The sequence below is a fragment of the Acidobacteriota bacterium genome, assembly GCA_016703965.1.
Classification (GTDB): domain Bacteria; phylum Acidobacteriota; class Blastocatellia; order Pyrinomonadales; family Pyrinomonadaceae; genus OLB17.
On sequence record JADJBB010000021.1, the window covers coordinates 1,352,913 to 1,378,246 of the forward strand.

The 25,334-nt window shown below is 51.1% G+C and carries 24 protein-coding genes and 1 pseudogene; 23 read left to right on the forward strand and 2 right to left on the reverse strand.

Going from position 1 to position 25,334, the window contains the following annotated elements; translation table 11 throughout:
* The first annotated feature begins 61 nt into the window (after positions 1-61).
* From IPG22_13220 to lysC, 8 genes are all read left to right on the forward strand, one after another.
* The gene (locus tag IPG22_13220) at positions 62-562 is read left to right on the forward strand and encodes a hypothetical protein (protein ID MBK6589246.1); all 501 of its coding nucleotides are present in this window, start codon (positions 62-64) and stop codon (positions 560-562) included.
* A gap of 169 nt (positions 563-731) precedes the next feature.
* Positions 732-1,520, forward strand: a complete 789-nt coding sequence (locus tag IPG22_13225; protein MBK6589247.1) for a 3-oxoacyl-ACP reductase FabG — start codon at positions 732-734, stop codon at positions 1,518-1,520.
* 461 nt (positions 1,521-1,981) lie between these two features.
* Positions 1,982-3,199, forward strand: a complete 1,218-nt coding sequence (locus tag IPG22_13230) for a PLP-dependent transferase (GenBank protein MBK6589248.1) — start codon at positions 1,982-1,984, stop codon at positions 3,197-3,199.
* Positions 3,192-3,632 carry a M67 family metallopeptidase gene (locus IPG22_13235; GenBank protein ID MBK6589249.1) on the forward strand — a complete coding sequence of 147 codons (441 nt, stop codon included), beginning with the start codon at positions 3,192-3,194 and terminating at the stop codon, positions 3,630-3,632. Before IPG22_13230 ends, IPG22_13235 begins: the two co-directional genes overlap by 8 nt.
* 38 nt (positions 3,633-3,670) lie before the next feature.
* A complete protein-coding gene (gene moeB, locus IPG22_13240; GenBank protein ID MBK6589250.1) occupies positions 3,671-5,119 on the forward strand; it encodes a molybdopterin-synthase adenylyltransferase MoeB in 1,449 nt (482 codons plus the stop codon).
* Entirely contained in the window at positions 5,091-6,200 is a 1,110-nt protein-coding gene (gene metX / locus IPG22_13245; protein ID MBK6589251.1) for a homoserine O-acetyltransferase, read from the forward strand. Before moeB ends, metX begins: the two co-directional genes overlap by 29 nt.
* 87 nt (positions 6,201-6,287) lie before the next feature.
* Positions 6,288-7,364 carry a cysteine synthase family protein gene (locus IPG22_13250; GenBank protein MBK6589252.1) on the forward strand — a complete coding sequence of 359 codons (1,077 nt, stop codon included), beginning with the start codon at positions 6,288-6,290 and terminating at the stop codon, positions 7,362-7,364.
* A gap of 80 nt (positions 7,365-7,444) precedes the next feature.
* Complete coding sequence (gene lysC, locus IPG22_13255) at positions 7,445-8,803, forward strand: lysine-sensitive aspartokinase 3 (GenBank protein MBK6589253.1); 1,359 nt, start codon at positions 7,445-7,447, stop codon at positions 8,801-8,803.
* A gap of 6 nt (positions 8,804-8,809) precedes the next feature.
* On the opposite strand, the gene IPG22_13260 is transcribed toward lysC, so the two are convergent.
* Positions 8,810-9,154 (reverse strand): hypothetical protein, encoded by a 345-nt coding sequence (locus tag IPG22_13260; GenBank protein ID MBK6589254.1) that lies wholly within the window; start codon positions 9,152-9,154, stop codon positions 8,810-8,812.
* A 212-nt stretch (positions 9,155-9,366) separates the two neighbouring features.
* On the opposite strand from IPG22_13260, the pseudogene IPG22_13265 reads away from it, so the two are divergent.
* The 10 genes and pseudogenes from IPG22_13265 to IPG22_13310 all read left to right on the forward strand — a co-directional run bounded on the left by IPG22_13265 (position 9,367) and on the right by IPG22_13310 (position 18,729).
* Positions 9,367-10,376: pseudogene (locus IPG22_13265) on the forward strand (M20/M25/M40 family metallo-hydrolase).
* Positions 10,377-10,486: 110 nt separating this feature from the next.
* A complete protein-coding gene (locus IPG22_13270; GenBank protein ID MBK6589255.1) occupies positions 10,487-11,176 on the forward strand; it encodes a 4-hydroxy-tetrahydrodipicolinate reductase in 690 nt (229 codons plus the stop codon).
* A gap of 111 nt (positions 11,177-11,287) precedes the next feature.
* Positions 11,288-11,767: a thioredoxin family protein gene (locus IPG22_13275; protein MBK6589256.1), complete on the forward strand. Its 480-nt coding sequence runs from the start codon at positions 11,288-11,290 to the stop codon at positions 11,765-11,767.
* A gap of 84 nt (positions 11,768-11,851) precedes the next feature.
* Positions 11,852-12,493, forward strand: a complete 642-nt coding sequence (locus tag IPG22_13280; GenBank protein ID MBK6589257.1) for a phosphoribosylanthranilate isomerase — start codon at positions 11,852-11,854, stop codon at positions 12,491-12,493.
* A 220-nt stretch (positions 12,494-12,713) separates the two neighbouring features.
* Complete coding sequence (locus IPG22_13285) at positions 12,714-13,634, forward strand: 4-hydroxy-tetrahydrodipicolinate synthase (GenBank protein ID MBK6589258.1); 921 nt, start codon at positions 12,714-12,716, stop codon at positions 13,632-13,634.
* Positions 13,635-13,742: 108 nt separating this feature from the next.
* Positions 13,743-14,132 (forward strand): hypothetical protein, encoded by a 390-nt coding sequence (locus IPG22_13290; GenBank protein MBK6589259.1) that lies wholly within the window; start codon positions 13,743-13,745, stop codon positions 14,130-14,132.
* A gap of 522 nt (positions 14,133-14,654) precedes the next feature.
* Positions 14,655-15,488 (forward strand): 2,3,4,5-tetrahydropyridine-2,6-dicarboxylate N-succinyltransferase, encoded by an 834-nt coding sequence (locus IPG22_13295; GenBank protein MBK6589260.1) that lies wholly within the window; start codon positions 14,655-14,657, stop codon positions 15,486-15,488.
* Positions 15,489-15,519: 31 nt separating this feature from the next.
* Positions 15,520-16,437, forward strand: coding sequence for a sphingosine kinase (locus IPG22_13300; GenBank protein MBK6589261.1), 918 nt, complete (start codon positions 15,520-15,522; stop codon positions 16,435-16,437).
* Entirely contained in the window at positions 16,430-17,290 is an 861-nt protein-coding gene (locus IPG22_13305) for a metallophosphoesterase (GenBank protein MBK6589262.1), read from the forward strand. Before IPG22_13300 ends, IPG22_13305 begins: the two co-directional genes overlap by 8 nt.
* Positions 17,260-18,729 (forward strand): RNB domain-containing ribonuclease, encoded by a 1,470-nt coding sequence (locus tag IPG22_13310; protein ID MBK6589263.1) that lies wholly within the window; start codon positions 17,260-17,262, stop codon positions 18,727-18,729. Before IPG22_13305 ends, IPG22_13310 begins: the two co-directional genes overlap by 31 nt.
* Here the strand turns inward: IPG22_13310 and IPG22_13315 are convergent.
* A complete protein-coding gene (locus IPG22_13315) occupies positions 18,719-20,191 on the reverse strand; it encodes a cryptochrome/photolyase family protein (GenBank protein MBK6589264.1) in 1,473 nt (490 codons plus the stop codon). The genes IPG22_13310 and IPG22_13315 overlap by 11 nt on opposite strands.
* A gap of 112 nt (positions 20,192-20,303) precedes the next feature.
* Here IPG22_13315 and IPG22_13320 point away from each other — a divergent pair, with 112 nt between their 5' ends.
* The 5 genes from IPG22_13320 to IPG22_13340 all read left to right on the forward strand — a co-directional run bounded on the left by IPG22_13320 (position 20,304) and on the right by IPG22_13340 (position 25,268).
* Positions 20,304-20,537: a hypothetical protein gene (locus tag IPG22_13320; protein MBK6589265.1), complete on the forward strand. Its 234-nt coding sequence runs from the start codon at positions 20,304-20,306 to the stop codon at positions 20,535-20,537.
* A gap of 3 nt (positions 20,538-20,540) precedes the next feature.
* On the forward strand, positions 20,541-21,689 hold the full coding sequence (locus tag IPG22_13325; GenBank protein ID MBK6589266.1) for a pyridoxal phosphate-dependent aminotransferase: 1,149 nt from the start codon (positions 20,541-20,543) through the stop codon (positions 21,687-21,689).
* Positions 21,690-21,795: 106 nt separating this feature from the next.
* Positions 21,796-22,836 carry an aspartate-semialdehyde dehydrogenase gene (gene asd, locus IPG22_13330; protein ID MBK6589267.1) on the forward strand — a complete coding sequence of 347 codons (1,041 nt, stop codon included), beginning with the start codon at positions 21,796-21,798 and terminating at the stop codon, positions 22,834-22,836.
* Between the two features lie 3 nt (positions 22,837-22,839).
* The gene (locus IPG22_13335; protein MBK6589268.1) at positions 22,840-23,979 is read left to right on the forward strand and encodes an AI-2E family transporter; all 1,140 of its coding nucleotides are present in this window, start codon (positions 22,840-22,842) and stop codon (positions 23,977-23,979) included.
* Entirely contained in the window at positions 23,976-25,268 is a 1,293-nt protein-coding gene (locus IPG22_13340) for an adenylosuccinate lyase (GenBank protein MBK6589269.1), read from the forward strand. Before IPG22_13335 ends, IPG22_13340 begins: the two co-directional genes overlap by 4 nt.
* Positions 25,269-25,334: the final 66 nt, after the last annotated feature.

Genomic DNA, 25,334 nt, shown 5'->3' on the forward strand with positions numbered 1-25,334 from the left:
TGCCCCCATATTTCGCCGCAAGGTAAAATGTATATAGAGATCCCGACTCGACCCACGCAAAATGAAAAAAACAAAGCTCGATGAAAGACTGGAAAACGCTATGAACGCGTTTTTTGAAACGCCGCCCGACCAGAGCCGTTTCGCGATGACCTACACCGGAGAATCCGCGATCGTTGTTAGTGAGAGAACGTTCGGAGAAAAGGCCGACAGATGGACGAGCATCCTGCGCGAAATATTCTTATTCGGGCCGGGAGTTTTTTCGTTGTTTTATCTAACTCTTACGATCGCGTATTTTTACCCGACTCTGGGATTCAGTTTTCAGGGCTACCTAATGTATCTGTTTGCGGTTTTTTTGACCTACGCGGGATCTGGAAGTGTATATAAGTTGAAAAATCTGGCTGTCCCAGGCATTGTGATCGCGTTGGCATTGATGCTGGTTCTTGTCGCTCCATTAATGGCCGGCAGAGACCTTTCCGATCTTTATTTTTGGTATTCGATCTATCTATTTCCAGCAGTACTGATCATAGCCAAATTAACTCAGAGTTGGGTTGCAGAGAAATAAGACGACCAAATTCTCGAATTCGAACGGCGGCGAGACATTTCTCGTCGCCGTTTTGATTTTTAGATCGGTTTCCGGCTATCTTATTTTCACAAACTATTTTCTGAAAATGTCATCTTAGCTCTGCGGCTAGCGCGTGGGAAATTTAACCCGCGAAACGCAAGGAAACAAAATGAGCGAAAACGTGTCGCCGATCAGCCTTCCAAATAATCTTTTTGCCGGTAAAACGGCGATCGTTACCGGTGCTTCGCGCGGCGTTGGGCGGGCGACGGCGTTGCGGCTGGCTGAGGCCGGGGCGAATGTTGTGGTCAACTATCTGAGCAACGACGCCGAGGCTTTTGAGACGGTCGAGATGTGCAAGAACAAAGGCGTCGGAGCGATCTCGGTCAAGGCGGACGTTTCGGAATTTACGGGTGCTCAGGAGATCGCGAAGCAGACTTTGGAACGGTTTGGCCGCATCGATCTGCTCGTCTGCAACGCCGGTGTTTGGGACGGAGCTCCGATCGAGGAAATGTCTGAGGAGCTTTGGAATAAGGTCATCAACACCAATCTGAAATCGGCGTGGGCGATGACGAAAGCGTGTGTTCCGGCCATGAAAAAGCAGGCTTCGGCGGCGATCGTTATGGTCTCTTCGACCGCAGGGCAGCGAGGTGAGGCGAATTATTCGAATTACGCTGCATCGAAGGGCGGGCAGATCTCGTTCACCAAGGCTCTGGCCAGCGAACTTTGTCCGAAGATCCGCGTCAATGCGGTCGCTCCTGGTTGGATCGAGACGGCTATGGTCCGCGAGGTTTTTAACGATGAAGACTACAAACAAAGCGTGCTGAAAGCCATTCCATTGCAGAGAATGGCAGCAACCGACGATATCGCGGTGGCGATCTGTTTTCTTTTGTCCGATTGGTCACGGCATATCACGGGCGAGATATTGAATATCAACGGCGGTTCTGTTTTGTGCGGATGACAAAATTGTAGGAAAATCGTCTCACTTTCGTGATATTGTGTTTTCGTAAATGAGACGATTTATTGGAATAAGTGCAGCATTGTCAGGTGTTTAAGCCCGTCTCATTTGTCCAGGTAAGTGAGACGATTTTCCGTCGCAAAGGTTTTTGGTTGACACAGCCGAAAAGACTGTTGTAGCTTAGAAAGTGCCCCGAAGGGGTTATTGATGAGAAATATTATCATTCAGATGAACGCAGGTTGTCGCCATATGATTATGGGCGTCACGCTTGCGGTTTCTGAATGAACCTGATAATTTCAGGACTTTGAAAACCAAAAGCGTGGCGATTTAAGGCAACTTGCTCCACGATAAAAACTGCTAAAGCGTTTCGACGAGACTTGATTTGATCGTCGACAATACGAAGAACTTTCTAGGAAAAGCTCTCGTGCATCTTTAGCACGAGGGCTTTTTTATTTTTTAAATTTATGACGAAACGATCGATCGAAACAGAATTTGTACACGCCGGCGAACGCCGCCCGCTTCCACAGGGGCTGCCGAACGCCACGCCGATATACGCCAGTTCGACTTATAGCTACGAGTCGATGGAGGAGGCTGAGCGCGTTTTCACAGGTGATCTAAAAGATTACATCTACACGCGCTACGGCAATCCGACGGTGGATGCGTTTCAGGAGGCCATCTGTGTGCTGGAATCAGGAGCGGTCGCCCGAGCCTACGCGTCGGGAATGGCAGCTTTGCATGCGGCATTGCTCGCCAGCGATCTGACGAATGGTTCTGTCGTGCTCGCTTCGCGGGATCTGTACGGAGCGAGTTTTGATCTGCTTTACAAGGTTTTCGGGGCATTTGGAGTGAAAACGCAGCTTGCGGATTTCTCAGATCTCGTCGAACTCAAACGGAAGGTCGAAGAGCTGAAACCGCGCGTTTTACTTGCCGAGACGATCTCAAATCCACTGCTGAAAGTGCTCGATATCGCTGCCGTTGCCGACCTCGCTCATTCGGTCGGGGCAAGATTGATCGTAGACAGCACATTCGCCACGCCATATCTCGCAAGGCCGCTAGAATTTGGTGCTGATCTAGTAGTTCACAGCGCCACAAAATACCTCGGCGGCAACGCCGACGCAATGGGGGGCGTTGTCATCGCCCGAGACATCGCAGACGAACCAGCCCTAACGAGTGCGATGAAACTGGTTGGCGGGATCCTGAGCGTCTGGGAAGCTCATTCGATCTCACGCGGGTTGAAAACACTGGCATTGAGGCTCGAGAAGCAATGTTCGAACGCCGAGTTTCTGGCCGAAGCACTTTCAAATCACAAGAGCATCAAGAAAGTCTTTTATCCAAAATTCTCAACCGGCGGCGTCGCGGAACAAGTCCTTACGCAGCCGCACAACGGAGCTTTGCTGTCGATCGTGCTGGCTGATGACACACGCGACGCGGCGTGGGCGTTCATGAATTCGCTCGAACTGGTCGTGAGGGCGACGACGCTCGGCGATGTTTTTACAACTGTTTCGCATGCGGCATCCTCATCACATCGCGAATTGCCTGAGAAACGGCGTGAGGCCCTCGGGATAACGGAAGGTTTGGTTCGAATTTCTGTCGGCATCGAGAAGGCGGAAGATATCCTCGCGGACATCGAGCAGGCACTAGGGAAGGCAAAAGGGAAAAGTAAAAAGGCAAAAAATGCTTGAGTTGCAAAAGGGACATTTAGAGGCGATCAAGGCGCACGCTGAAGCCGATTATCCGCACGAATGCGGCGGGCTGCTGCTCGGGCACCTTGATGCAGAAAACGACAAGACGGTCGTCGAAACGCTGCCGATGGAAAACACGGCGGAGGTAGAAACGCGGCATGACCGCGTGCTGATCGATCCTCGGGCTTTGATGCTCGCCGACCGGAAAGCTCGCGAAAAGGGTCTGGATGTGATCGGCTATTACCATTCGCATCCGGACGACGAAGCGGTTCCGTCACAGTTCGATCTCGATCACGCTCTGCCGGTTTGGTCATACATTATCGTCTCGGTTAGGGACAAAAAAGCGGTCGATTGGAACTCGTGGGAGATGGAAAACGACCGGTCTAAATTTAAAAAGGAAGTCGTGGAAATTATTGAAGAGGTGCCGGAATAGCTGAAAGCTGATAGCTGGAAGCTGATAGGAAAATAAATATGGCAATTACAATTTTAATACCAACGCCGCTCAGACAATTTACCGGCGGAAAATCAGAGGTCGCGGTGGAAGCCGCTAACGTTAACGAGGCACTAAATGCACTCACGTTTGAGTTTACAGGCTTGCGAAAGCATCTTTTTACCGAGCAGGACAGCTTGCGAAATTTTATCAATCTGTATATCGGCGATGAAGATATCCGCTATCTTGACGGACCGGAAACAAAGCTAGCGGAAGGCGAAACGCTGACGATCGTGCCGTCGATCGCTGGTGGTAATTCGGCAGCGGCTCGGTCGACGGGAGAATTGCCAACGCTCTCGACCGAAGAATATCAACGCTATTCCCGCCATCTGATCCTGCCCGAGGTTGGTCTCGAAGGGCAGCGAAAGATCAAGAATGCTCGAGTTTTGACGATAGGAACCGGCGGTTTGGGCTCACCGCTTGGTTTATATCTAGCAGCGGCCGGTGTTGGAACGCTCGGCGTCGTAGATTTTGATGTCGTCGATCAATCAAACCTCCAGCGGCAGATCATTCACGGTACGAAAGATGTTGGCCGGCCAAAGATCGAATCGGCGAAAGAACGCCTTTTGGACGTCAATCCGAACGTAAACGTCGAAGCCTATGAGATGGCGTTGACGAGCGAGAACGCGTTGGAGTTATTCAAGGATTACGACGTGGTCGTTGATGGCACGGACAATTTCCAGACGCGTTATTTAGTAAATGACGCCGCGGTTCTGACCGGAAAGCCGAATGTTTATGGCTCGATCTTCAGATTTGAGGGGCAGGCGAGCGTTTTCTGGGCCGAGAAAGGTGCTTGTTATCGCTGTCTGTATCCCGAACCGCCGCCGCCGGGATTAGTTCCATCCTGTGCCGAGGGCGGAGTACTCGGTGTTTTGCCCGGAATCGTTGGAACGATCCAGGCGAATGAGGTTTTGAAAGTGATCCTCGGAGCCGAAGGGATCTTGCTCAATCGTCTTCTCCTTTTCGATGCCTGGACGATGAAATTCCGCGAGCTGAAACTTCGCAAGAATCCAAACTGCGAACTCTGCGGCGACAATCCAACGATCACAGAGCTCGTCGATTACGACGCATTCTGCGGACTAAACAATCCGATTGAAGAAGAATTGCCGTACGAAGAGATCACCGCGACCGAGCTAGATCGCTGGATAAAAGCTCAGGCTGAACTTCAGATCATCGATGTCCGCGAACCGCACGAATTTGAATTTGCGAGCATTCCCGGGGCTCAACTGATTCCCTTAGGCCAGATCGTTAACCGCATCTGTGAGATACCGAAAGGCAAGACGACCGTTGTCCAGTGTAAAGGCGGTGTTCGAAGTGCGAAAGCGATCGGCTATCTGCAGGATGCGGGGTTTGAAGGCCGGCTGGTGAATCTAAGAGGCGGTATAACCGCGTGGTCGAACCATGTCGACCCGACAGTTCCAAAGTATTGAGGTAACAAAGATGTTTGAGGTAGATTTCACATTTAACGAACCGTTCACGCTCGAATCAGGCGAGGTTTTGCCTGAGGTCAAACTGCGGGCGACCATTTACGGCCGTCTCAACGCCGACCGTTCGAATGCCGTGCTTGTTTTCCATGCTCTGACCGGCAGCTCGCGAATTGGCGACTGGTGGAACGGGCTGATGTGTGACGGGTGTGCTCTCGATACGTCAGAATTTGCGTTCGTCTGTGTGAACTACCTCGGTTCGAGCTATGGTTCGACGAGTGCCAGCACATTAAAGAAACGACGGGCAAAAAGCGGCAGGAGCGAACTGCCGATCGTCACTTTGCGCGATATTGCCCGAACAAATGTAATTCTGCTCGAGCATTTGGGTATAACGAAAGTTCACGCCGTGGTCGGCGGCAGCGTGGGTGGGATGCTTGCGTTGCAGTTTGCGGCTGATTTCCCTGATATCGCGGAGCATTGCATTTCGATCGCCGCAACACCGCTATCTGCGATGGGCCTAGCCCTTAATCACCTTCAGCGGCAGGCGATCAAGCAGAACGATCTTGAAATGGCGCGAAAGATCGCGGTCGTCTCATACAAATCACCGCGAAAGTTCGGAGAGAGGTTTGGGCGAAATCCGAATCGAAATGGCGAGAATCCGCACGAGAATTATGGCGATCGGTTTGATGTCGGCGGCTATCTCGATCATCAGGGCGACTTGTTCCGTGATCGTTTTGAGATCGACAGTTACGAACTGATAACCAAGGCGATGGACCTGTTCGATATGTCGGACGCCGACATTCGCAGGATAAAGGCAAAGGTCTCACTCGTTGGCATCTCAAGCGACTGGCTGTTTCCAGCGAATGATGTCCGGGAATTAACCCAGCGTCTGATACATCACGGTGTTAATGCGGGGTATTTTGAGATCGATTCTGAAGACGGCCACGATGCGTTTTTGAGCGATACGGCGGAAACGTCGCGGGTTTTGCGTCGAATACTGAGAGACGATGCGGAAAGCGTGTCCGGGCATTTTTTCGCTCATAAGAGGAACGTTGCGTCGGCAGCCGGCTGTTACAAGATCTTATGAAACGCGGGGTTGTGACCAAACTCACATAAAACTGACCAGTTTTCATGGTATGCGATAAGAAGCATCGATCGACGATCGCATACCTCTATGAAAATCAACGACCTCGCAGCGTTTCAGAACCATTTCAGTGCCGTTCCTGTAAAGTCAGGCTATGTTGAGAATTTGATCGGCAACACACCTTTGCTTGCCGTTCATTTTCATTTCAAAGGCGAACGGCGGACGATCTTTGCAAAAGCGGAACATCTGAATCTGTCCGGAAGCATCAAAGACCGGATGGCGTTCCATATCCTGAAGTCAGCTTATCGCGACGATATGATCCGCAAAGGCGATATCATCGCTGAGGCGACGAGCGGGAATACGGGGATCTCGTTCTCGGCCATCGGTCATGCCTTTGGTAACCCGGTGCACGTTTTCATGCCTGAGTGGATGAGCAAGGAGCGCATTGCACTGATCAAGAGTTATGGTGCCGATGTGACGCTGGTTAGCCATGAACAGGGCGGATTTGTCGGAAGTATCGAGTTGGCTGACGCCTTTAAATACGAGCGTCGACGGGTTTTTCTGCCCCATCAGTTCTCTAATCTTGCGAACGCTGAGGCTCATTACCTGACGACCGGACCTGAGATCTGGGAGCAATTGCAGAAGGTCGGTTTCGAGCCCGACGCATTTGTTGCAGGTGTTGGAACGGGCGGAACGATCATGGGAACGGGAGCGTTTTTGCGGGAACAGAATCCTGATATTAAGATCCATCCGCTCGAACCGCTTGAATCGCCAACGCTTTCGACGGGCCACAAGGTCGGCAGTCATCGCATTCAGGGCATCTCGGACGAGTTTATTCCCGCGATCTGTGATCTCGATAAACTGGACGAAGTGATAAGCGTCTCGGATGGCGATTCGATATTGATGGCGCAAAAACTTGCCGCAAGTCTTGGGCTAGCGGTAGGGATCTCGTCGGGAGCGAATTTCCTGGGAGCGTTGATCGCTCTCGAAAAGCTCGGAAAAGATGCAGTCGTCGCGACTGTTTTTTCGGATGACAACAAGAAGTATCTGAGTACGGATCTCGTAAGAGACGAACCAGTGAAGGCGGAATATCTGTCGCCGCACATTGAGCTTTTCGGATATCAATCCATCAGCCGGACGGGAGCGATCTCGGCTGCGGATATCTGAGTTTAGCGGGCAATCTAGTGATCGCTTGAGCTAAACACCACGTTTTGTCGTAAAATATTTTTTCGGAACGGTTTAATAACTTGAGTGATCAAAGCCCCATTGTAATGAAATTTGGCGGCACGTCGGTTGGCGACGTCGCCGCCTTTGAACGTGTTTTTCAAATCGTCTCGACGCAGTACGACCGGCATCCGGTCGTTGTCGTTTCGGCGATGACCAAGGTGACGGACGCACTGCTTGCCGCATTTGAACTGGCCAAAAAAGGTGATGTCGATACAGCGGTTGCTTCGCTGCAGCCTCATTTTGAACGCCATGTTGAGGTGACGCGGCAATTCTCGATTCCCGACACCAGTGCGTTCCACGGCGAACTCGAATACGCTCGCGAAGAGCTCGCCGACCTGCTCAAACGCGTTTCCCGCCGCAGCCTGCCGCTTTCGATGCTGAAGGACGCTGTAGTTTCGTACGGCGAACAGCTTTCATCGCGGCTCGTAGCTGAGGTGCTCAAAACAAAAGGCATTAATGCAAGACAAGTCGATTCGCGAAGGCTGATCGTTACCGACGACGAATACGGGGCGGCTCAACCCATCTGGGAAGACACCGAGAAACTGGTCAAACTCGAGATCGAGCCAATGATCGCGGGCGGTGAAGTTCCGATCATGGGTGGATTTATTGCTGCTAGTCGCGGTGGCGAAACTACGACATTGGGACGCGGCGGTTCTGATTATTCGGCTGCTTTGGTCGCGGCCGCATTACACGCGAACGAATTGCAGATCTGGACCGACGTCACCGGCGTGATGACATGTGATCCGCGAATTTGCAGCTCCGCAGTTACAATTCCAGTTCTTTCATACGAAGAAGCTGCAGAGCTTGCATATTTTGGAGCCAAAGTCCTTCATCCGAAAACGATCAAGCCCGCGGTCGATACGAATATCCCCGTCAGAGTCTGCAACACGTTCGAACCGAACGAAATTGGCACGATGGTGCTCGCCGATTCGGATGAAACGCCGAACAAGATCAAATCGATCGCCTCAAAGAAGAACATCACGATCCTGAGGATCACTTCGGCTCGAATGCTCGGGAGCTACGGGTTCATGAGCGCTCTGTTTCAGGTGTTTGAAAGGTATCGGACGGTGATCGATGTGGTTTCTACGTCTGAGGTTTCGGTTGCTCTGACGCTCGATAATACTGATTCACTCGAACAGATCGTCACTGAACTTTCGCGATTCGGCGATGTCGAGGTAGAAGGCGGTTACGCTGTTGTCTGTGTCGTCGGCGAAGGCCTTCGAGCCTCGACCGGGCTCGCTTCCAGGGTTTTCTCAACTATAAAAGACGTCAATATCGCCCTCGTTTCTCACGGAGCCTCAAGCGTCAACCTGACCTTCGTTATTAAAGAAGAATTCGCCGCCGAGGTGATAAAAAGCCTTCACGAGGAACTGTTTTAGGGCAAATTATTGAAAGAAACTGATAGTAAAAAAATATTTCAACGGCAGTAAAAATAACGGAATAAGAGCGAACGCAATGCGGGCTGCACGACGAACCATTCTATTCTTAAACACCTTACGAAAATCACGGCGGCCAAATAGCATACCGGCGGGAAAGACCGCGAAGTAACAAAAGATCTTTAGAGCATCAAAACAGTAGGCGATGGTGCCCAGAATTGGTGTGCGGGAGCAATCTCCGGTGTGATAGCAGTCTGCTGTCGCCGTTACGATCGTGTTGAGGACTATAACCAGCAACACCGTAACGGCAAAACAACCAATTGCAAGCAGGATCAGACGGAGGATAGAATTCACTTGTTCCGAATCTTACCAGAATTTTTCATCCGAAAAAAGTCGTATGGCCAGCGAACTTAGCCCGGAATAGTAAAAGAATTTGCGACTAAGAGAGCAAAACCGGAGGTTTTTATCTCGTAATATGGCAGGTAGCGAAACACCGGGTGAGGGATTCGGGTAAAATACAACCGACAGATGTTGGTGTTGATCCGAAGTCGCCGAAATTTAAACAAATGAATCTTTTCGAACTAACAAAATCCCTCATGACCATCCCATCCACTTCCGGTGACGAGGCGGAGGTTGGGTTTTTTCTTCGTGATCACCTGGAAAGCCTTGGCTGGACTGTGGAATTGCAACAGGTTTCCGAAAATCAGAGCAACGTGATCGCGTATCTGAACGAAACGCCGCGAGTTTGGCTTTCGACGCATATGGATACGGTTCCGCCGTTTATTGCGCCGACTGAGGACGACGAAAAGATCTACGGGCGCGGTTCTTGCGATGCAAAAGGGATCATCGCGGCTCAAATTACGGCTGCGGAACTGCTCCGCAAAGACGGGATCGAAGATATCGGCCTGCTTTACACTGTCGAAGAGGAGCGTGCGTCCACGGGAGCAAAAATTGCGAACGATCACCCTTTCGCAGCAAAGTGTGAATACATGATCAACGGCGAACCGACCGATAATGATCTTGCGATCGGTTCAAAAGGTGCTTTTCGGGCGAAGATCAAGACTAAAGGCAAAGCCGCGCACTCCGCGTATCCCGAGCAGGGAGATTCCGCGATCGAAAAGCTGCTCGATATTCTCGAAGACGTTCGCCATACAAAGTTTCCAAACGACGAATTCTTCGGCGAGACCACCTGCAACATCGCAACGCTCGACGGCGGCATCGCATTGAATGTAATTCCGCCAAATGCGGAAGCCGGCATCCTGATCCGTCTCACCACGCCCGAAGAAGCGATCGTAAACGCCCTAAACAGCCTCATCCGCGACCGCGGCGAACTCGAAGTGATGTCCTACAGCCTCCCGGTAAAAATGCTGGCAGTCGAAGGCTTCAAACAAAAGGTCGTACGGTTTACAACCGACATTCCACACCTCCAAAACTGGGGCCAACCACTGCTTTTGGGTCCCGGCTCGATCCTCGTTGCTCATACTAAGGACGAATTTGTTCTGAAAAAGATCTCGAGTTTGCCGTCGAACTGTACGTAAACCTAGCAAAACGATTGTTATCTAGCGAAACGAATTAACCGCAGATGGACGCAGATAAACACAGATAAGATTGCTTTGAGAAAACATCTGTGTCCATCCGCGTTCATCTGCGGTTAATTTTCTTTCAATCTGTGGTAAATAAAACTATATGAAAATTGCACTGATCGGATACGGAGAGATGGGGAGGTTGATCCGGCGTTTGGCGGAGGAAAAGGGGCATGAGGTTTTTGTGGTGATTGACGACAGATTTGCACAGGCTTCGGCGAAATCGCTCGCGGCGAAATTGGTTTCTGCGGAGGTCGCGATAGATTTTACGGTCGCCGGGGCGGTCAAACGGAATGTTTCTGCCTGCGTGGCGGCTGGTGTTGCTTTGGTTGAGGGCACGACGGGGTGGAATCAGGACCGCGAGGCTATTGAAAAGATCGTTCGGGACGGAAACGGGGCGTTTTTGTTTGGGGCGAACTTCTCGATAGGCGTAAATCTTTTCTACCGCATCGCGGCGTTTGCCGCCGAGCTTTTTGCAAAGTTCCCCGATTACGAAACCTTTATCGAAGAGCAGCATCATTCCCGCAAACTCGACGCCCCGAGCGGCACGGCCCTAAAACTAAAAGAAATAGTCGCCGAGCACATCAAAAAAGACTTGACCATCGCCGCAACCCGTGCGGGAAACATTCCCGGAACTCACCGAGTAGGTTTCGACGGCCCGTCGGATCAAATCCTCTTAGAACACACCGCCAGATCGCGTGAAGGTTTCGCTTCCGGAGCAATTACAGCCGCAGAATGGATCGTTGGGAAGAAAGGGTTCTTTGAATTTACTGATGTGATCGATGAAATGTAAGTTTTAACCTCCGATAAGGAATATTTTCGCGGCACGCAAACATCTTGTTAGCGTGCCGCTTTATTTTCGGCGGGCAAAGAATTCTTAGACAAAATATTCAGGAGTACAAAAATGAAATCCAATAGATCCATACTTTCGCTGTTATTCGTAGCTGTTTTTACACTCGTTTCTGCGTCGGCACTTTTCGCTCAGGAGCCGATGAAACATGACGATATGAAAAAGCATGATGGAATGAAGAAAGATTCCATGATGAAAGACGACGCTATGATAATGGACGACAAGCGTCCCGTCGTCGCTATCATCGCCGCCGATTGGTGTCCGTACTGCAAACGAATCGATCCGGTCGTAAACGAAGTGAAATCGAGTTACTCGGAAAAGTTGAACTTTGTAGTGTTTGACGTTACAAATGCAGAAACCACCGCGCTTGCAAAAGCAAAAGCAGAGAAACTCGGAATGTCTGATTTCTTTAACGAATACAAAGGAAAAACCTCTACCGTCGCCGTTTTGAAAGATCACAAGGTCGTTTTCAAGACCTCAAACAATGACAAAAAGAGCGACTACGAAAAAGCTTTCGATGAAGTTTTGAATTAAGAATTCCTACAAAGTTCAAGGGGCAAAGTGTGAAGGTGAGCGATCACTTTCACGCTTTTTTTCTTAGCTGTAAGATAGGTTTATATGATGCCGCGAATCAAAATATGCTGTATTTCAAGCGATGCCGAAGCTGCCCAGGCTATTTCCTTTGGTGCGTCGGCTATTGGGTTGGTTGGGAAGATGCCTAGTGGGCCGGGGCCGATCGCGGATGAACTTATTAAGACAATTGCGGCTTCTGTGCCGCCGCCGGTGGCTAGTGTTTTGGGGGCGAGTGAGCAAACTGCAGAAAACATCGGTGCACATCATGAGCGGACGCATACGAATACCATTCAGATCGTTGACGAATTGTTGGGGCGTGAATACGGTGCGATACGTTCCGCTTTGCCGCACGTGAAGCTCGTACAGGTTATTCATGTTGTCGGGGAAAGTTCGGTTGACGAGGCGGCGGAGCTTGTTGACGCGATTTTGCTTGATAGCGGGAATCCTACGCTTGCTGTCAAAGAGTTAGGCGGCACGGGCAGGCGGCATGATTGGAAATTGAGCCGCAAAATAGTCGAAACCTGCGGCAAACCAGTATTTTTAGCGGGCGGGTTAAACCCCGAAAACGTCCGCGAAGCGATCGAAGTCGTTCAGCCCTTCGGTTTGGACATTTGTTCGGGTGTGCGAACCGACGGGAACCTCGACATGTTTAAATTGGAACGATTTTTTGCTGCGGCAAGCCGGTGAGTAGCGATTAGGAAGAAATTTATCCACAGATGAAATCGGATGAACACGGATAAGACTTGGAAAAGTCCTTAAAATATCTGTGTTCATCTGTGTCCATCTGTGGTTAATTTTCTTCGTAACTAAATTACTGCAAAACTATTCCTTATGTTTGCCATAAATTCCTCGTATCTATTTTTGTAAGTTCTACGCGGCTCAGAATATACTGAATTTCGTTATGACAATGAAATTAGATTGGCTGCACGGGACGGCGACGGCGCTTGTGACTCCGTTTCGGAAGGACGGATCGGTTGATGATGTTTGTTTTCACAAACTCGTCGAGCGGCAGATAAAAGGTGGTGTGAAATTGCTCGTGCCGTGCGGGACGACGGGTGAAAATGTGACGATGGCTTCGGAAGAGCAGTCGCATGTGATCCGTTTGACGGTTGAGGTTGCGAAAAAACACGGTGCGAAAGTAATTGCGGGCACCGGAACAAATAATACGGCGGCCGCGATAGAAAACACGCGTGCCGCAAGAGAAGCCGGAGCCGACGCGGCCCTGATCGTCGCACCTTATTACAACAAACCGACGCAGGAAGGCCTTTTTGCCCATTATGCAGAGATCGCGAAGTCGGTGAAAGGCTTTCCGATCGTGCTTTATAATGTTCCGTCGCGTACGGTTTCGAATATTTCTGCCGAGACGACTTTGCGGCTCGCTGCGGCTTTCGAAAACATCGTTGCGACCAAGGAAGCGTCCGGAAATTATTCGCAGATCATGGAAATCCTCGCAAAACGCCCGCGTGGGTTCAAAGTATTCTCGGGCGACGACGCTTCGGCGGTGCCGCTGATATCTTTAGGCTGCGATGGTTTGGTTTCCGTCTGCGCAAACGAAATTCCCAAAGAAACCGTCAAGATGGTAGACCACGCTCTAAACGGATCGTTCCATTTTGCCCGCAAAATTCATTACAAGATTCGGCCGCTAATGGAAGCGAACTTCATCGAGGCTTCGCCAGCCCCGTGCAAGTTTGTGATGAAGGAAATGGGGTTGTGTGAGGAGAATTTGAGGCTGCCGCTGGTTCCCGTAAGCCCCGGAACCAAAGAAACGCTGCGATACATAATGGACGAGCTGAAGTTAGGAAAATTAACCACAGATAAACACGGATAGACACAGATAAGAAGTTAGAAAAAGATCCGTGTTCATCTGTGTCCATCCGTGGTCAATATTTCTTTTTGGTTGCCGATCGAGGATATCAATCACCGATAGACGAAATTTATGCAATTTGAGGATCTAAAAAACCCGGGCGGGACTTCGGGAGGCTTGGCAGAGTTTGTAATTGGCTTCATCATGACTATCGCGGGCGGATATATGCTCATCAGCCGCGTGATCGTGACCAGCGGGTTTTGGAATTGGGGCGGCTACAACACTTTTGGACTGTCGCTCGTGCCGCTGATCTTTGGGATCGCTTTTGTTTTCTTTAACGGCAAGTCGATTATTGGCTGGATCCTGATCGCGATAAGCATAATCGTCATCGCATCGGGCATTTTGATGAATCTACAGATATATTTCCAACCCACGAGCCTTTTTAACACGATAATTATGTTGGTTTTGTTTGCTGGCGGGATCGGTTTGATCGCACGGGCGGTAATGAAGCATTCGGACTAGATGTTGTTTCGGGAAAAAATCGTGCGGTACCGACGAGGAAATTCCCCGATGTTGGGCGGCGCACTCATTGTACTTCTCTTCGCCGTAATATCTTGCGATTCGCCGCCGTGGTCCCGATTCGTAGTCGCAAACTCGACCTCTTCGGACGTTGTAGTTCGTTTCTACACCAAGTATCCAACTATGGCCTCGCCATATCTTTATTCAACTGAAGAATGGGCGAAGAAGGAACATTTTACGTCGGGCACTCCATCAGACCGATTTCGGATTAACGAAGAGGAAGGTTGGATCGAGGCTGTTGTAGTTCCTGGAGCTGCCGTTGAAATTGACCGCGCAAGCTATCCTGAAGTTGAACAAAAAGTCGAAAGTAGCTTTCTTGTAAATAGGCTAGACCTCCAAGGAACGGCTGGCTCGCGATCTTGGAAAGGCCAACGTGAGGTTTTCAATCAGTTTCAGAAAGAATGGATTGGGCCTTATCGGTACGTTACAGGGACGTCGCCACTATTCGTTCACTATTATAAATAAATGAAATCTTTGAAGCAGCATATTGAAGAACTTTTCAGCAAGTCGGAATTTTCCTCCGACGATCGTGAAATTTACGAAACATTCAAAACCGCCCTCCGTCGCGGAGAAATTCGTTCGGCTGAGAAAGATTCTAATGGGAATTGGAACGCAAACGCCTGGGTAAAGCAGGGAATCCTGCTCGGTTTTCGGATGGGAAAGATGGTCGAGATGTCGAAACCGACGGAAACGCTTCAGTTTTTTGACAAAGACACATTTCCGCTGCGACCGATGACTTTGGAAGACGGTGTGAGGATCGTGATGGGCGGTTCGGCTATTCGCGATGGTTCGTACGTTGCTCCGAGCGTCGTTGTGGTTCCGCCCGCTTATATTAATGTCGGTGCGTATGTTGACGAGGGAACGATGGTCGATTCGCACGCTCTCGTCGGCTCGTGCGCACAGATAGGAAAGCGAGTTCACCTTTCCGCGGCGGCGCAGATCGGCGGAGTGCTTGAACCGGTCAATGCGACGCCAGTAATTATTGAGGACGATGTGCTGGTTGGCGGAAACACCGGTGTTTATGAGGGAACGATCGTACGGGAACGCGTGGTGCTTGCCAGCGGAGTTATTCTGACGCGTTCTACGCCCGTTTTCGATCTGCCAAATAATCGCATCATAAAATCAGAAGGCGGAAGTTCGTTGGAAATTCCCGCAGGAGCTGTGGTCGTTCAGGGATCGCGTGCGGTGACGAGCGGATTTGGCAAAGAGAACGGCCTGTCGATCTATTGCCCGATCATCGTCAAATATCGCGACGAAAAAACTGACGCCTCGACCAAACTCGAAGACTATTTGCGCTAAAGCATACAGTCTCGTGTGCTAACTTATAAACATGCCGCCGATCGAAGTAATAATAAATGCTGCCGGCGGCAGTTTTGTCGAGGGTGAGACCGAGCAAAAGCTGAAAGATGCCTTTGCCGTGAATGGCCTTGATGCCAAGATCAATCTCGCAAGAACCGGAGAACAGATCGGCGAATTTGCCGAAGCCGCTGCGAAAAGTGATGCGGAGATAATTGTGGCCGGCGGCGGTGATGGGACGATCAGCTCGGTCGCCGCGATCGTGTCGAAAGCCAACAAAACCTTTGGCGTTCTGCCATTGGGAACTCTCAATAATTTTTCAAAAGATCTACAGATCCCGCAGGACATTACCGAGGCCGTTCGTATGATCGCGGACGGAAACGTCGCCGAGATCGACCTTGCCGAGCTAAACGGACGCATTTTCATTAACAATTCAAGTATTGGGCTCTATCCGCACATCGTAAAAGATCGTGAGAAACAGCAGGAGCGACTAGGTTACGGTAAATGGCGTGCGGCGTTCTGGGCGGCGTTGAAGATCTTTCGTCTGTCGCCATTTCTCAAGGTCGGGATCGTTGTAGACGGGAAATTTTTCCTACGCAAAACGCCTTTCGTCTTCATCGGCAACAATCAATACGAAATGGACCTCTACAACATCGGCCGTCGCCCGGCTCTCGATCAAGGGAAATTGAGCATTTATTTCCTCCATCGCGGCGGTCGTTTTGGTGTAATCCGGCTTTTGTTTCGAACGGTTACTGGCCGCGTAAAGCAGTGGAAGGATTTCGAAGAGGTTTTAGCTGAGGACGTGTCTATTCAGACGAGGCGAAAGCGAATTCATGTCGCATTCGACGGCGAGGTCTCGGTCGCCAAAACACCGCTGAGATATACCATTCTGCCGAAAGCCGTGCGAGTTTTTGTTCCCAAGCCTGCAACGGAGGAAAGCGAAGATGCGTAAGATCGTTCACCTTTCCGACGTGCATTTTGGAACGGCAGATCCGGCTGTAACGGAACTTGTTGTTTCGAAGATCAATGAAATATCGCCAGATGTCGTCGTAGTTTCAGGCGATCTGACGCAGCGGGCGAAAAGCATAGAATTCAAACAGGCGAGAGCCTTCCTCGATCGTTTGCCAAAGCCGCAGATCGTTGTGCCCGGCAATCACGACGTACCGCTTTATAATGTTTTTGACAGGTTTTTGCGAAAGCTTGATAAGTTCGAGAAATATATTACGGATGATCTGACGCCGACTTTTATTGACGAAGAGATCGCCATCGTCGGCGTGAATACTGCGCGGTCGCTGACCATCAAAGGCGGACGGATCAGTGAGGAGCAGACTCACTACATACAGTCTCAGTTGAGGAATCTTAGCGACGATATGCTCAAAGTCGTTGTGACGCATCATCCATTTGATCTGCCCGACGGACACGATGAAGACGATGTCGTCGGCCACGCGGAACGTGCGATACATATGATCGCGGATTGCGGCGGAGACGTGTTTTTGGCAGGCCATCTGCATGTGAGTAACATCGAAACGACGGCGAATCGGTACAAGCTTCCCAATGGGCGCGTCGCACTGATAATCCAAGCGGGAACTGCGACTTCGGCTCGGGTTCGCGGTGAGCCGCACTCGTTCAATTTGATCCAGTTTGATAATCCCTGGCTGCGGATCGAACGCCTGGAATGCCGCTCGGTCGCCGACGGATTTCGCCCTGCGGAACATAAGATATACAAACAGACCGAAAATGGCTGGGCACGCATCAACCGCGAAACGATGAATTTATGGATGACCATCACAACAACAGTTGGCTGACCGAGCGGGCACACCAAGCGATGCTCGACAATGGATTTGAACCGGAATTTTCGGACGCGGTTTACTCGCAGCTGCGGCAGATCGCGGATCGCGGTGAGCCTTCGCACGGCGCCGATATTCAGGACCTGCGGCATTTGTTGTGGTCGTCGATCGATAATCGGACTTCGCGCGATCTCGATCAGGTTGAGTGGGCTGAGCGGTTGGAGAATGACGACATTCGAGTTCTCGTTGGCATCGCGGACGTCGATGCCATCGTTGCGAAAGGCACGCCGATCGACGTTCACGCGGCTCAGAATACCGTGACGGTGTACACCGAAAGCAAGATCTTCCCGATGTTGCCCGAGGAACTTTCAACCGACAAAACCTCGCTCAATCAGGACGAAGACAGGTTCGCGGTCGTTGCGGACATGACCGTCAGAGCCAACGGTGACGTTCCCGAGAGCACCTTTTTTCGAGCATTCATCCGCAATCACGCAAAATTCTCATACGAAGAGATCGGCGAATGGCTTGACGGTGATGGCCCGATGCCCGAAGAACTTCAGCGTTTGCCCGAGTTAAAGGCTCAGATCGAGCTACAGCGAGAAGCCGCGAAACGGCTCGCCGCGTACCGTGAGAAAAAGGGAGCACTCGAATTTGAATCTATCGAGTCTTCGGCGGTTGTTGAAGACGGTGAGATCAAAGGGTTGGTTTCAGTTCGCTCGAACTCAGCGAAAAAGCTGATCGAAAATTTCATGGTAGCGGCTAATGTCGAGATGGCGGAATTTCTTGAGGCAAAAGGCTTCGCATCGCTGCGACGTGTTGTGAAAGAGCCGCAGCGTTGGGATGGCATTCGGCGAATTGCGAGTGAATATGGCGAGAATTTGCCGGAGCTGCCCGATCAACCGTCTCTGGCCGCATTTCTCAACAAGAGGCGAGCTGCTGATTCTGAGCATTTCCCCGATCTATCGCTCTCGATCGTAAAACTCATCGGCGGCGGAGAATATGTCGTCGAACGTCAAGGCGAAGATTCCGGCGGGCATTTTGGCCTCGCGGTCCGTGATTATGCCCATTCGACCGCCCCGAATCGGCGATTTACCGATATCGTGGTTCAGCGGCTCGTCAAGGCGGTGATCTCAAACCAACCGCAGCCATATTCGAATGAGGAACTTGACGCCATAGCCGAACACTGTAACGAGCAGGAAAAATCGGCTCGAAAGGTCGAGCGAAAGATGCGAAAGGTCGTCGCCGCGACGGTAATGCAGCGACACATTGGTGAGAATTTCGAAGCGATCGTCACCGGCGTCACCGCCAGTGGTACATTCGCCCGCATCCTTCGTCCGCCGGTCGATGGCCGCATCGAGCAAGGCGAACACGGGCTTCAGGTCGGTGAGAAGGTGAAAGTTCGGCTGGTTTCGGCTGACCCACGAACGGGCTTTATCGATTTTGCCGCTATCGGTTAAAAGCCGCGAGATAGTTTTCTGCTGTGTTCATATGTCGCTCGCGTTTTTCGATGTCCATTTTCGCCAGTAGCATTGGCATTATTGAGAGGCGATGGTTTGAGCGGAAGAAATCCTCATGCTTGGCGATGAACCGCCAGTACAATCCGTCCCAGATTTCGCACCACGGCCCCGGTTTATAGTCGGACATTTTGCGAATATAGTTTGAGCCGGAAATGTAGGGCTTGGTAACGACCGAGCCTCCGTCCGATTGCAGGCTCATGCCATAAACGTTCGGCACCATCACCCAATCGTAGGCGTCGATATACATTTCCATGAACCACCGATACGCGTCGTTTGGATTGATCTCGGTCAGCACCATAAAGTTTCCCATTATCATCAACCGCTCAATGTGGTGGCTGTACGCGTTTCGCAGGGTTTTGCGGATAACGTCATCGACTGGTTCGAAACCGGTCTTACCTTTCCAAAAACTCTCGGGTAACCTCCGATGATGCTTCCAGTAATTTGAGGTACGCTGCTTGCGGCCAAGCGAAACGTAGATGCCACGCATAAATTCGCGCCAGCCGACGATCTGCCTGATAAATCCTTCAAGTGAATTCGGTGGAATGTCGTTTCTGGCAGTAAAAGCCAATGTTTTGTCGATCACCTCCTGGGGCGTAAGCAGACCGGTATTCAACATCGGCGTCAGCACGCTGTGAAAGACGAAATTGGCATTCGGCGACATCGCGTCTTCGTAATCGCCGAACTGTTTCAGCCGCTCGCTAAGGAACTGGTCGAGCCACGCGTCGGCGTCGTCGAACGTGACGGGATAGTTAAAATCGGCAGCAGAACCGTAATTATCCGGGAAATTTGAAGAAACGTAGGTGATCGCTTCATTAACAAACGTATTCGTGTTTGGCCTTGCGATAGCTGGCAAACGCAAACCCTTTGGCAATTTCTTGCGGTTTTCCGTGTCGAATGAGAATTTTCCGCCGACAGGCTGCCCGTCGTTCGCCATCAGAATATTTCTCAGTTCACGTTCGCGTTTATAGAACTGAGCCATCGAATAGGACTTTCGTCCAACGAAATAGTCTTCGATCTGCGAAGCCGTGTTGATGAACATTGGCGAATCTATCTGCTCGTACCTAATGGTTGCCGCATCAAGCGATCCGATCAAACGCCGCCCAAGCCAATCGTCAACCGGGTCGATAAATTTGACGCTAGATACGCCATCCTTCGAAAGGACCTGCGCAATGTCTGCCGTTTTCTCTATCTCAGATGAATCTATATACCGCACGCGGAAGGATCTTTGCTCCAACCGATCCGCATACCACTTCATCGACGCGCGGTGGAAAACTAGCTTCTGCTGATGAAACCTGAATTGGGTAAACAGCAGCGGTTCTTCGATCAGGTAGACCAGATCGCCCTTACCTATTGCAGGGTTATCTCGAAAGAGTTGGTGAGGATAAATTATTGCTGCGTTCATCGTTTTAAGGATCATAACTGGGGCATGCTCGCGAGCTCTGTACGAGATACGACCATGCCCATTTCTTATTCATTCGAAATAGCCTAAAATAAGGATTCAGGAGTTTTACACAATGAACGATCAAATCTCAAACGACGAACAAAAACACGGCATCCTAGAAAAGATCGGCGGTCTTGGCCAGACGATCATCGGTGAAATTGAGACGCTTGCCGGCGTCATCAACGCCGACCCGCGGGCTCAAGCTGAAGGCGAATATAACGTCGAGGTCGGCACCATTCGCGAGGAGATCGAAGAAGATCTTGAAGACAAAGGTAAGGGAGAAAGCCCGGCCGGAGGAAGCTGGTAGAAAATGGAAGCATCGATGCGAAAAGAATTCGTTTTGCCTCAGCGTATGCGTGGGCTTCAGCCGACGTTGATCCGTCAGTTTTTTGAGCGTGCGTTGCCTGATTCGATCAATTTCGGGCTCGGGGAACCCGATCTGCCGACGCCAAAGTTTTTGCGGGACGAGGCGGCTAGGATCGCTCGGGACGAGCAGAATGGGTATACTTCGCATCCCGGCATTCCGGCCCTGCGTGACAAGATCGCTGAGCAATATCCACATCTCGATCTGCCGAGGACCGGTGTTGTCGTCACCTGCGGATCGCAGGAAGCGATGACGGATGCATTTATGTGCGTCGTCGATCAGGGCGATGAGGTTTTGCTGCCGAACCCGAGCTTTCCGGCTTATGACGCCTGTACCCGGATCGCACAGGGAACGCCAGTCTATTACCGGATGCCGGCGGACGATGATTTTGCATTCCATATTTCAAATTTCAAATCCCAAATTACCGAGAAAACCAAAGCTGCGGTCGTTATTTCACCCTCAAACCCGACGGGCAAAATAATGCGGCCCGAAGATTTGCAACAGATCGCTGCCGCTCTCGACGGTACGGGTATTTGGCTGATCTCAGATGAGATCTACAGCGATCTTTATTTCGGCGAACGTCCGCATTCGGCGTCGGAATATTACGATAAGACCATTATCGTCAGCGGTTTATCTAAATCACTTTCGATGACCGGCTGGCGTCTCGGCTGGGCCGCGAGCAAGGATCCTCAGATTATGGAAGCCATTCAGGTTTTGCACGGGTTCACGACCGTTTGCACATCGACGATCACGCAAAAAGCTTCGCTCCTCGGCTGGAACGACCAGGCAGAAGAAGCAAAACAGCACGCCCGCGAGGTTTACAAAAAACGCGGCGAATTTCTCGTTGATCTTTTCGATAAAGAACTTGGCCTGCGAGCGACCTCGCCCGAAGGTGCTTTTTACACGATGCTCGACGTCCGCTCGCTCGGTGACGATCTCGATATCGCGGAAAAATGCTTGCAGAATCGAGTCGTCACCGTGCCCGGCGTTGCATTTGGTGATGAGGCGAAGGGCTTTTTGCGGATCTCATTTTGCAACACCGAAGAAAAAATGGCGGAAGGTGTTGCCCGAATGAAAGCAGGGCTGGGAATCTAGCGGCAACTGATACAAATTTGCAATTGAAACGCGGCTCTAAAAAGCCGTGTTTCTGCATTTTACGGCGAATGAAATACAATACCGTTTTGTCTTTAGTCTTTTAATTATGCCTAAGAAATATAGAGTTGGAATTTTGGGTGCCACGGGCACCGTTGGACAGCGATTTGCACAGCTTTTGGAGGATCATCCGCAGTTTGAGATAACGGCGATGGCGGCGAGCGACCGGTCGGCGGGGAAGCCGTATTCGGAGGCGTGTGCGTGGAAATTGCCGGGGAAAATTCCGGCTTCGGTTCGCGACATTATCGTCACGCCGATCGAGCCGCCGCTGGATTGCGACATCGTCTTTTCGAGCCTTCCTTCAACGGTCGCCCGTGAAACCGAGGAAGCTTTTGCGCGTGCGGGCTATCCGGTTATTTCGAATTCGTCGAGCTACCGCATGGACGAGGACGTGCCGCTTCTGATCGCTGAGATCAACGGCGACCATGTTGGCTTGATCGAAAAGCAGCGCGAGAATCGCGGGTTTGGAAAGGGCTTTATTGTCACGAATCCAAACTGCGCAGTCGTCAGCTTTGCCCCGCCTCTTGCCGCTTTGCACCGCAAATTCGGCGTCGAATCTGTGTTTGTCACGACAATGCAGGCGATCTCAGGTGCCGGCTATCCTGGCGTAGCGTCGTTGGATATCACAGATAATGTCTTCCCGTACATCGCTGGCGAAGAGCCGAAAGTTGAGACAGAAGCTCAAAAAATTCTTGGTATTTTAGGAGCGAACGGCGTTCAGAAGGCCGATTTTACCGTGTCGGCTCAGTGTTTTCGTGTAAATGTGATCGACGGCCACACGGCGTCGGTTCGGGTGAAGCTCCGGCAGCCTTCAACCTTGGAAGAGGTTGTCGACGCGATGAAAACGTTTCCGTCGCTCGATCTTTATTCGTCACCCGAGACATTTATCGAGGTCACGGACGAGCCTTCGCGACCGCAGCCTAAACTGGATCGCGATAACGGGAAGGGAATGACGATCACCGTCGGCCGCATTTTCCCGGACAATATTTTTGATTACCGTTTCGTCGCCCTGAGTCACAACACGGTCCGAGGTGCGGCGGGTTCGGCGGTTTTGAATGCAGAATTGCTGATCGCAAAAAACCTTATCTAAACAATGGCCGAGAAGACCGAGTCTGGCACTAACTTCACGCGGCGAGTACTGATCGCTGTCGCGGTCGTGTGCCTTGTGGTTCTTGGACTCGCGCTAGTTTATTTTGTCTTTGACATCTTGCTGCTGATCTTTGCAGCGGCCCTTCTTGCTATATTTTTGCGAGGACTCGCGGATATACTGCGACGCTGGATACCGATCGGCGAAGGCTGGCTGGTCATCCTAGTCGCCGCTTTTCTGGTGGTTATCGTTGCCGGAGCCGGAGCCTTGCTGGCTCCTAGCGTTGCTGAACAGGTTCGCGTTTTGCGCGTTGAGATCCCTAGGTCGGCACAGCGAGCAGGTGAGTTTTTATCACACTACAGCTGGGGCCAAACGGTGCTTGCTCAGATGCCTAGCGTCGATGACGTTATGGCAAAGATCGACGCCGCCAGCATGCTCACGCGGGTTGGCGGGTTCTTTTCATCAACAGTTGGAGCGGTTGGAAATGTCTTCGTCACCGTATTGCTGGCTATTTATTTAGCAAGCGAGCCCCGGTTCTACGCCGAGGGGATGACACGGTTTTTCCCGATCGAAAGACGTGGTCGCGCGAGAGAAATACTCGATACGATCTACGAAACACTACGCTGGTGGTTGATCGGGAAGGTCGGTTCGATGATCTTTATAGGGCTTTTGACGTGGATCGGGCTGTCGATCCTGGGAGTTCCGCTCGCTCTGACGCTGGGACTGATAGCGGGGCTTCTCTCGTTTATTCCGAACTTTGGTCCGATAATTTCAGCGATCCCGGCTTTGCTTTTGGCATTTATTGACAGCCCCATAAGTGCGGTCTATGTTCTCGGACTTTATGTAGGAGTTCAGTTGATCGAATCAAACGTCGTCACGCCTATAATTGAGCGTGAAACGGTTGAGCTCGCGCCAGCTCTGACGATAATTTTCCAGTTGGCCCTTGGAGCGATGATCGGCGGCGCGGGATTAGTGCTGGCGACGCCGCTCCTTGCAGTTATGGTCGTGATCGTGAAGATGGTTTATTTTGAGGACGTACTCGGCGATAAATTAGGTTCGTACGAATTACCAGAGGAAGAAAGAACCACCCCGTCAGCCGAAGCGGCCGCCACTCCTTCTTCGTTGGGAGGGAGTCAGAAATTATGATCGAACGTTACACACTACCCGAAATGGGCGGCATCTGGTCGCTTCACAACAAATTCCAAAAATGGCTCGATGTCGAGATCGCCGTTTGCGAAGTTCACGCCGAAATGGGCACGATCCCGGCCTATGCGGTCGCTGAGATCAAAGCGAAGGCTTCATTTACCGTCGAGCGGATCAACGAGATCGAAAAAACAACGGATCACGACGTGATCGCGTTCACGACGAATCTGGCCGAAAATATTGGTGATTCTGCGCGTTTTGTTCACTACGGGCTGACTTCGAGCGATGTAGTTGATACGGCGAATGCTTTGCTGCTGAAGGAATCGTGCGATATTTTGCTGGCAAAAACGGATGCGTTGCTTGAGGTCTTGAAGCGTCGTGCATTTGAATTCAAAGACACGCCCCAGATCGGCCGAACTCACGGCATACACGCCGAGCCTACATCGTTTGGGCTCGTTTGGGCACTCTGGTATTCGGAAACTAGGAGGAACCGCGACCGGCTCTCGAGAGCGAAGGAAATGATCGCTGTGGGTAAGATCAGCGGCGCGGTCGGATCTTTTGCTCATCTTGCTCCCGAGGTCGAGGAAAAGGTTTGTGCGAAGCTTGGCTTGAAAGCCGCGGATGTTTCGACGCAAGTCATTCAGCGTGATCGATATGCTGAATATCTTTGCACGCTCGCGATAATCGCGTCGACACTTGAGAAGATCGCTCTGCAGGTCCGCCACTGGCAGAGGACGGAGGTCCGCGAGGCTCAGGAGAAATTCAAAACCGGCCAGAAAGGCTCGTCGGCGATGCCGCACAAACGCAATCCGATCCTCTCTGAACGCATTTGCGGCATGGCTCGCACCGTCAGGGCAAATTCCATCGTCGGCCTCGAGAACGTCGCCCTGTGGCACGAACGCGATATCTCGCATTCCTCTGCCGAACGAATAGTTTTGCCGGATTCATCAGCCACGCTTGATTACATACTCGCCAAAACCACGAGTCTGCTCGACACGCTCATCGTGTATCCCGAAAACATGTTGAAGAATCTTGATCTCACCAAAGGTTTGGTTTTCAGCGGACAATTGATGCTTGTACTTACGCAAAAAGGCGTTTCACGCGAAGACGCATACGCCTGGACTCAGCGAAATGCAATGAAGGTTTGGGACGAAGGCGGCGACTATCCCGAGTTGGTCAAGCAAGATACGGACATTTCATCTCATCTTTCGACTGAGGAAATAGCACGGGTTTTTGATCTGAAACATTACTTGCGAAACGTTGAGAAGGTATTTGACCGGGTGTTTAGCTAGTCGTCCGAAAAAACGACAGTTGTTTAAGACTGCACTAAACTGACTATGAAAAATAACGGCGAGATC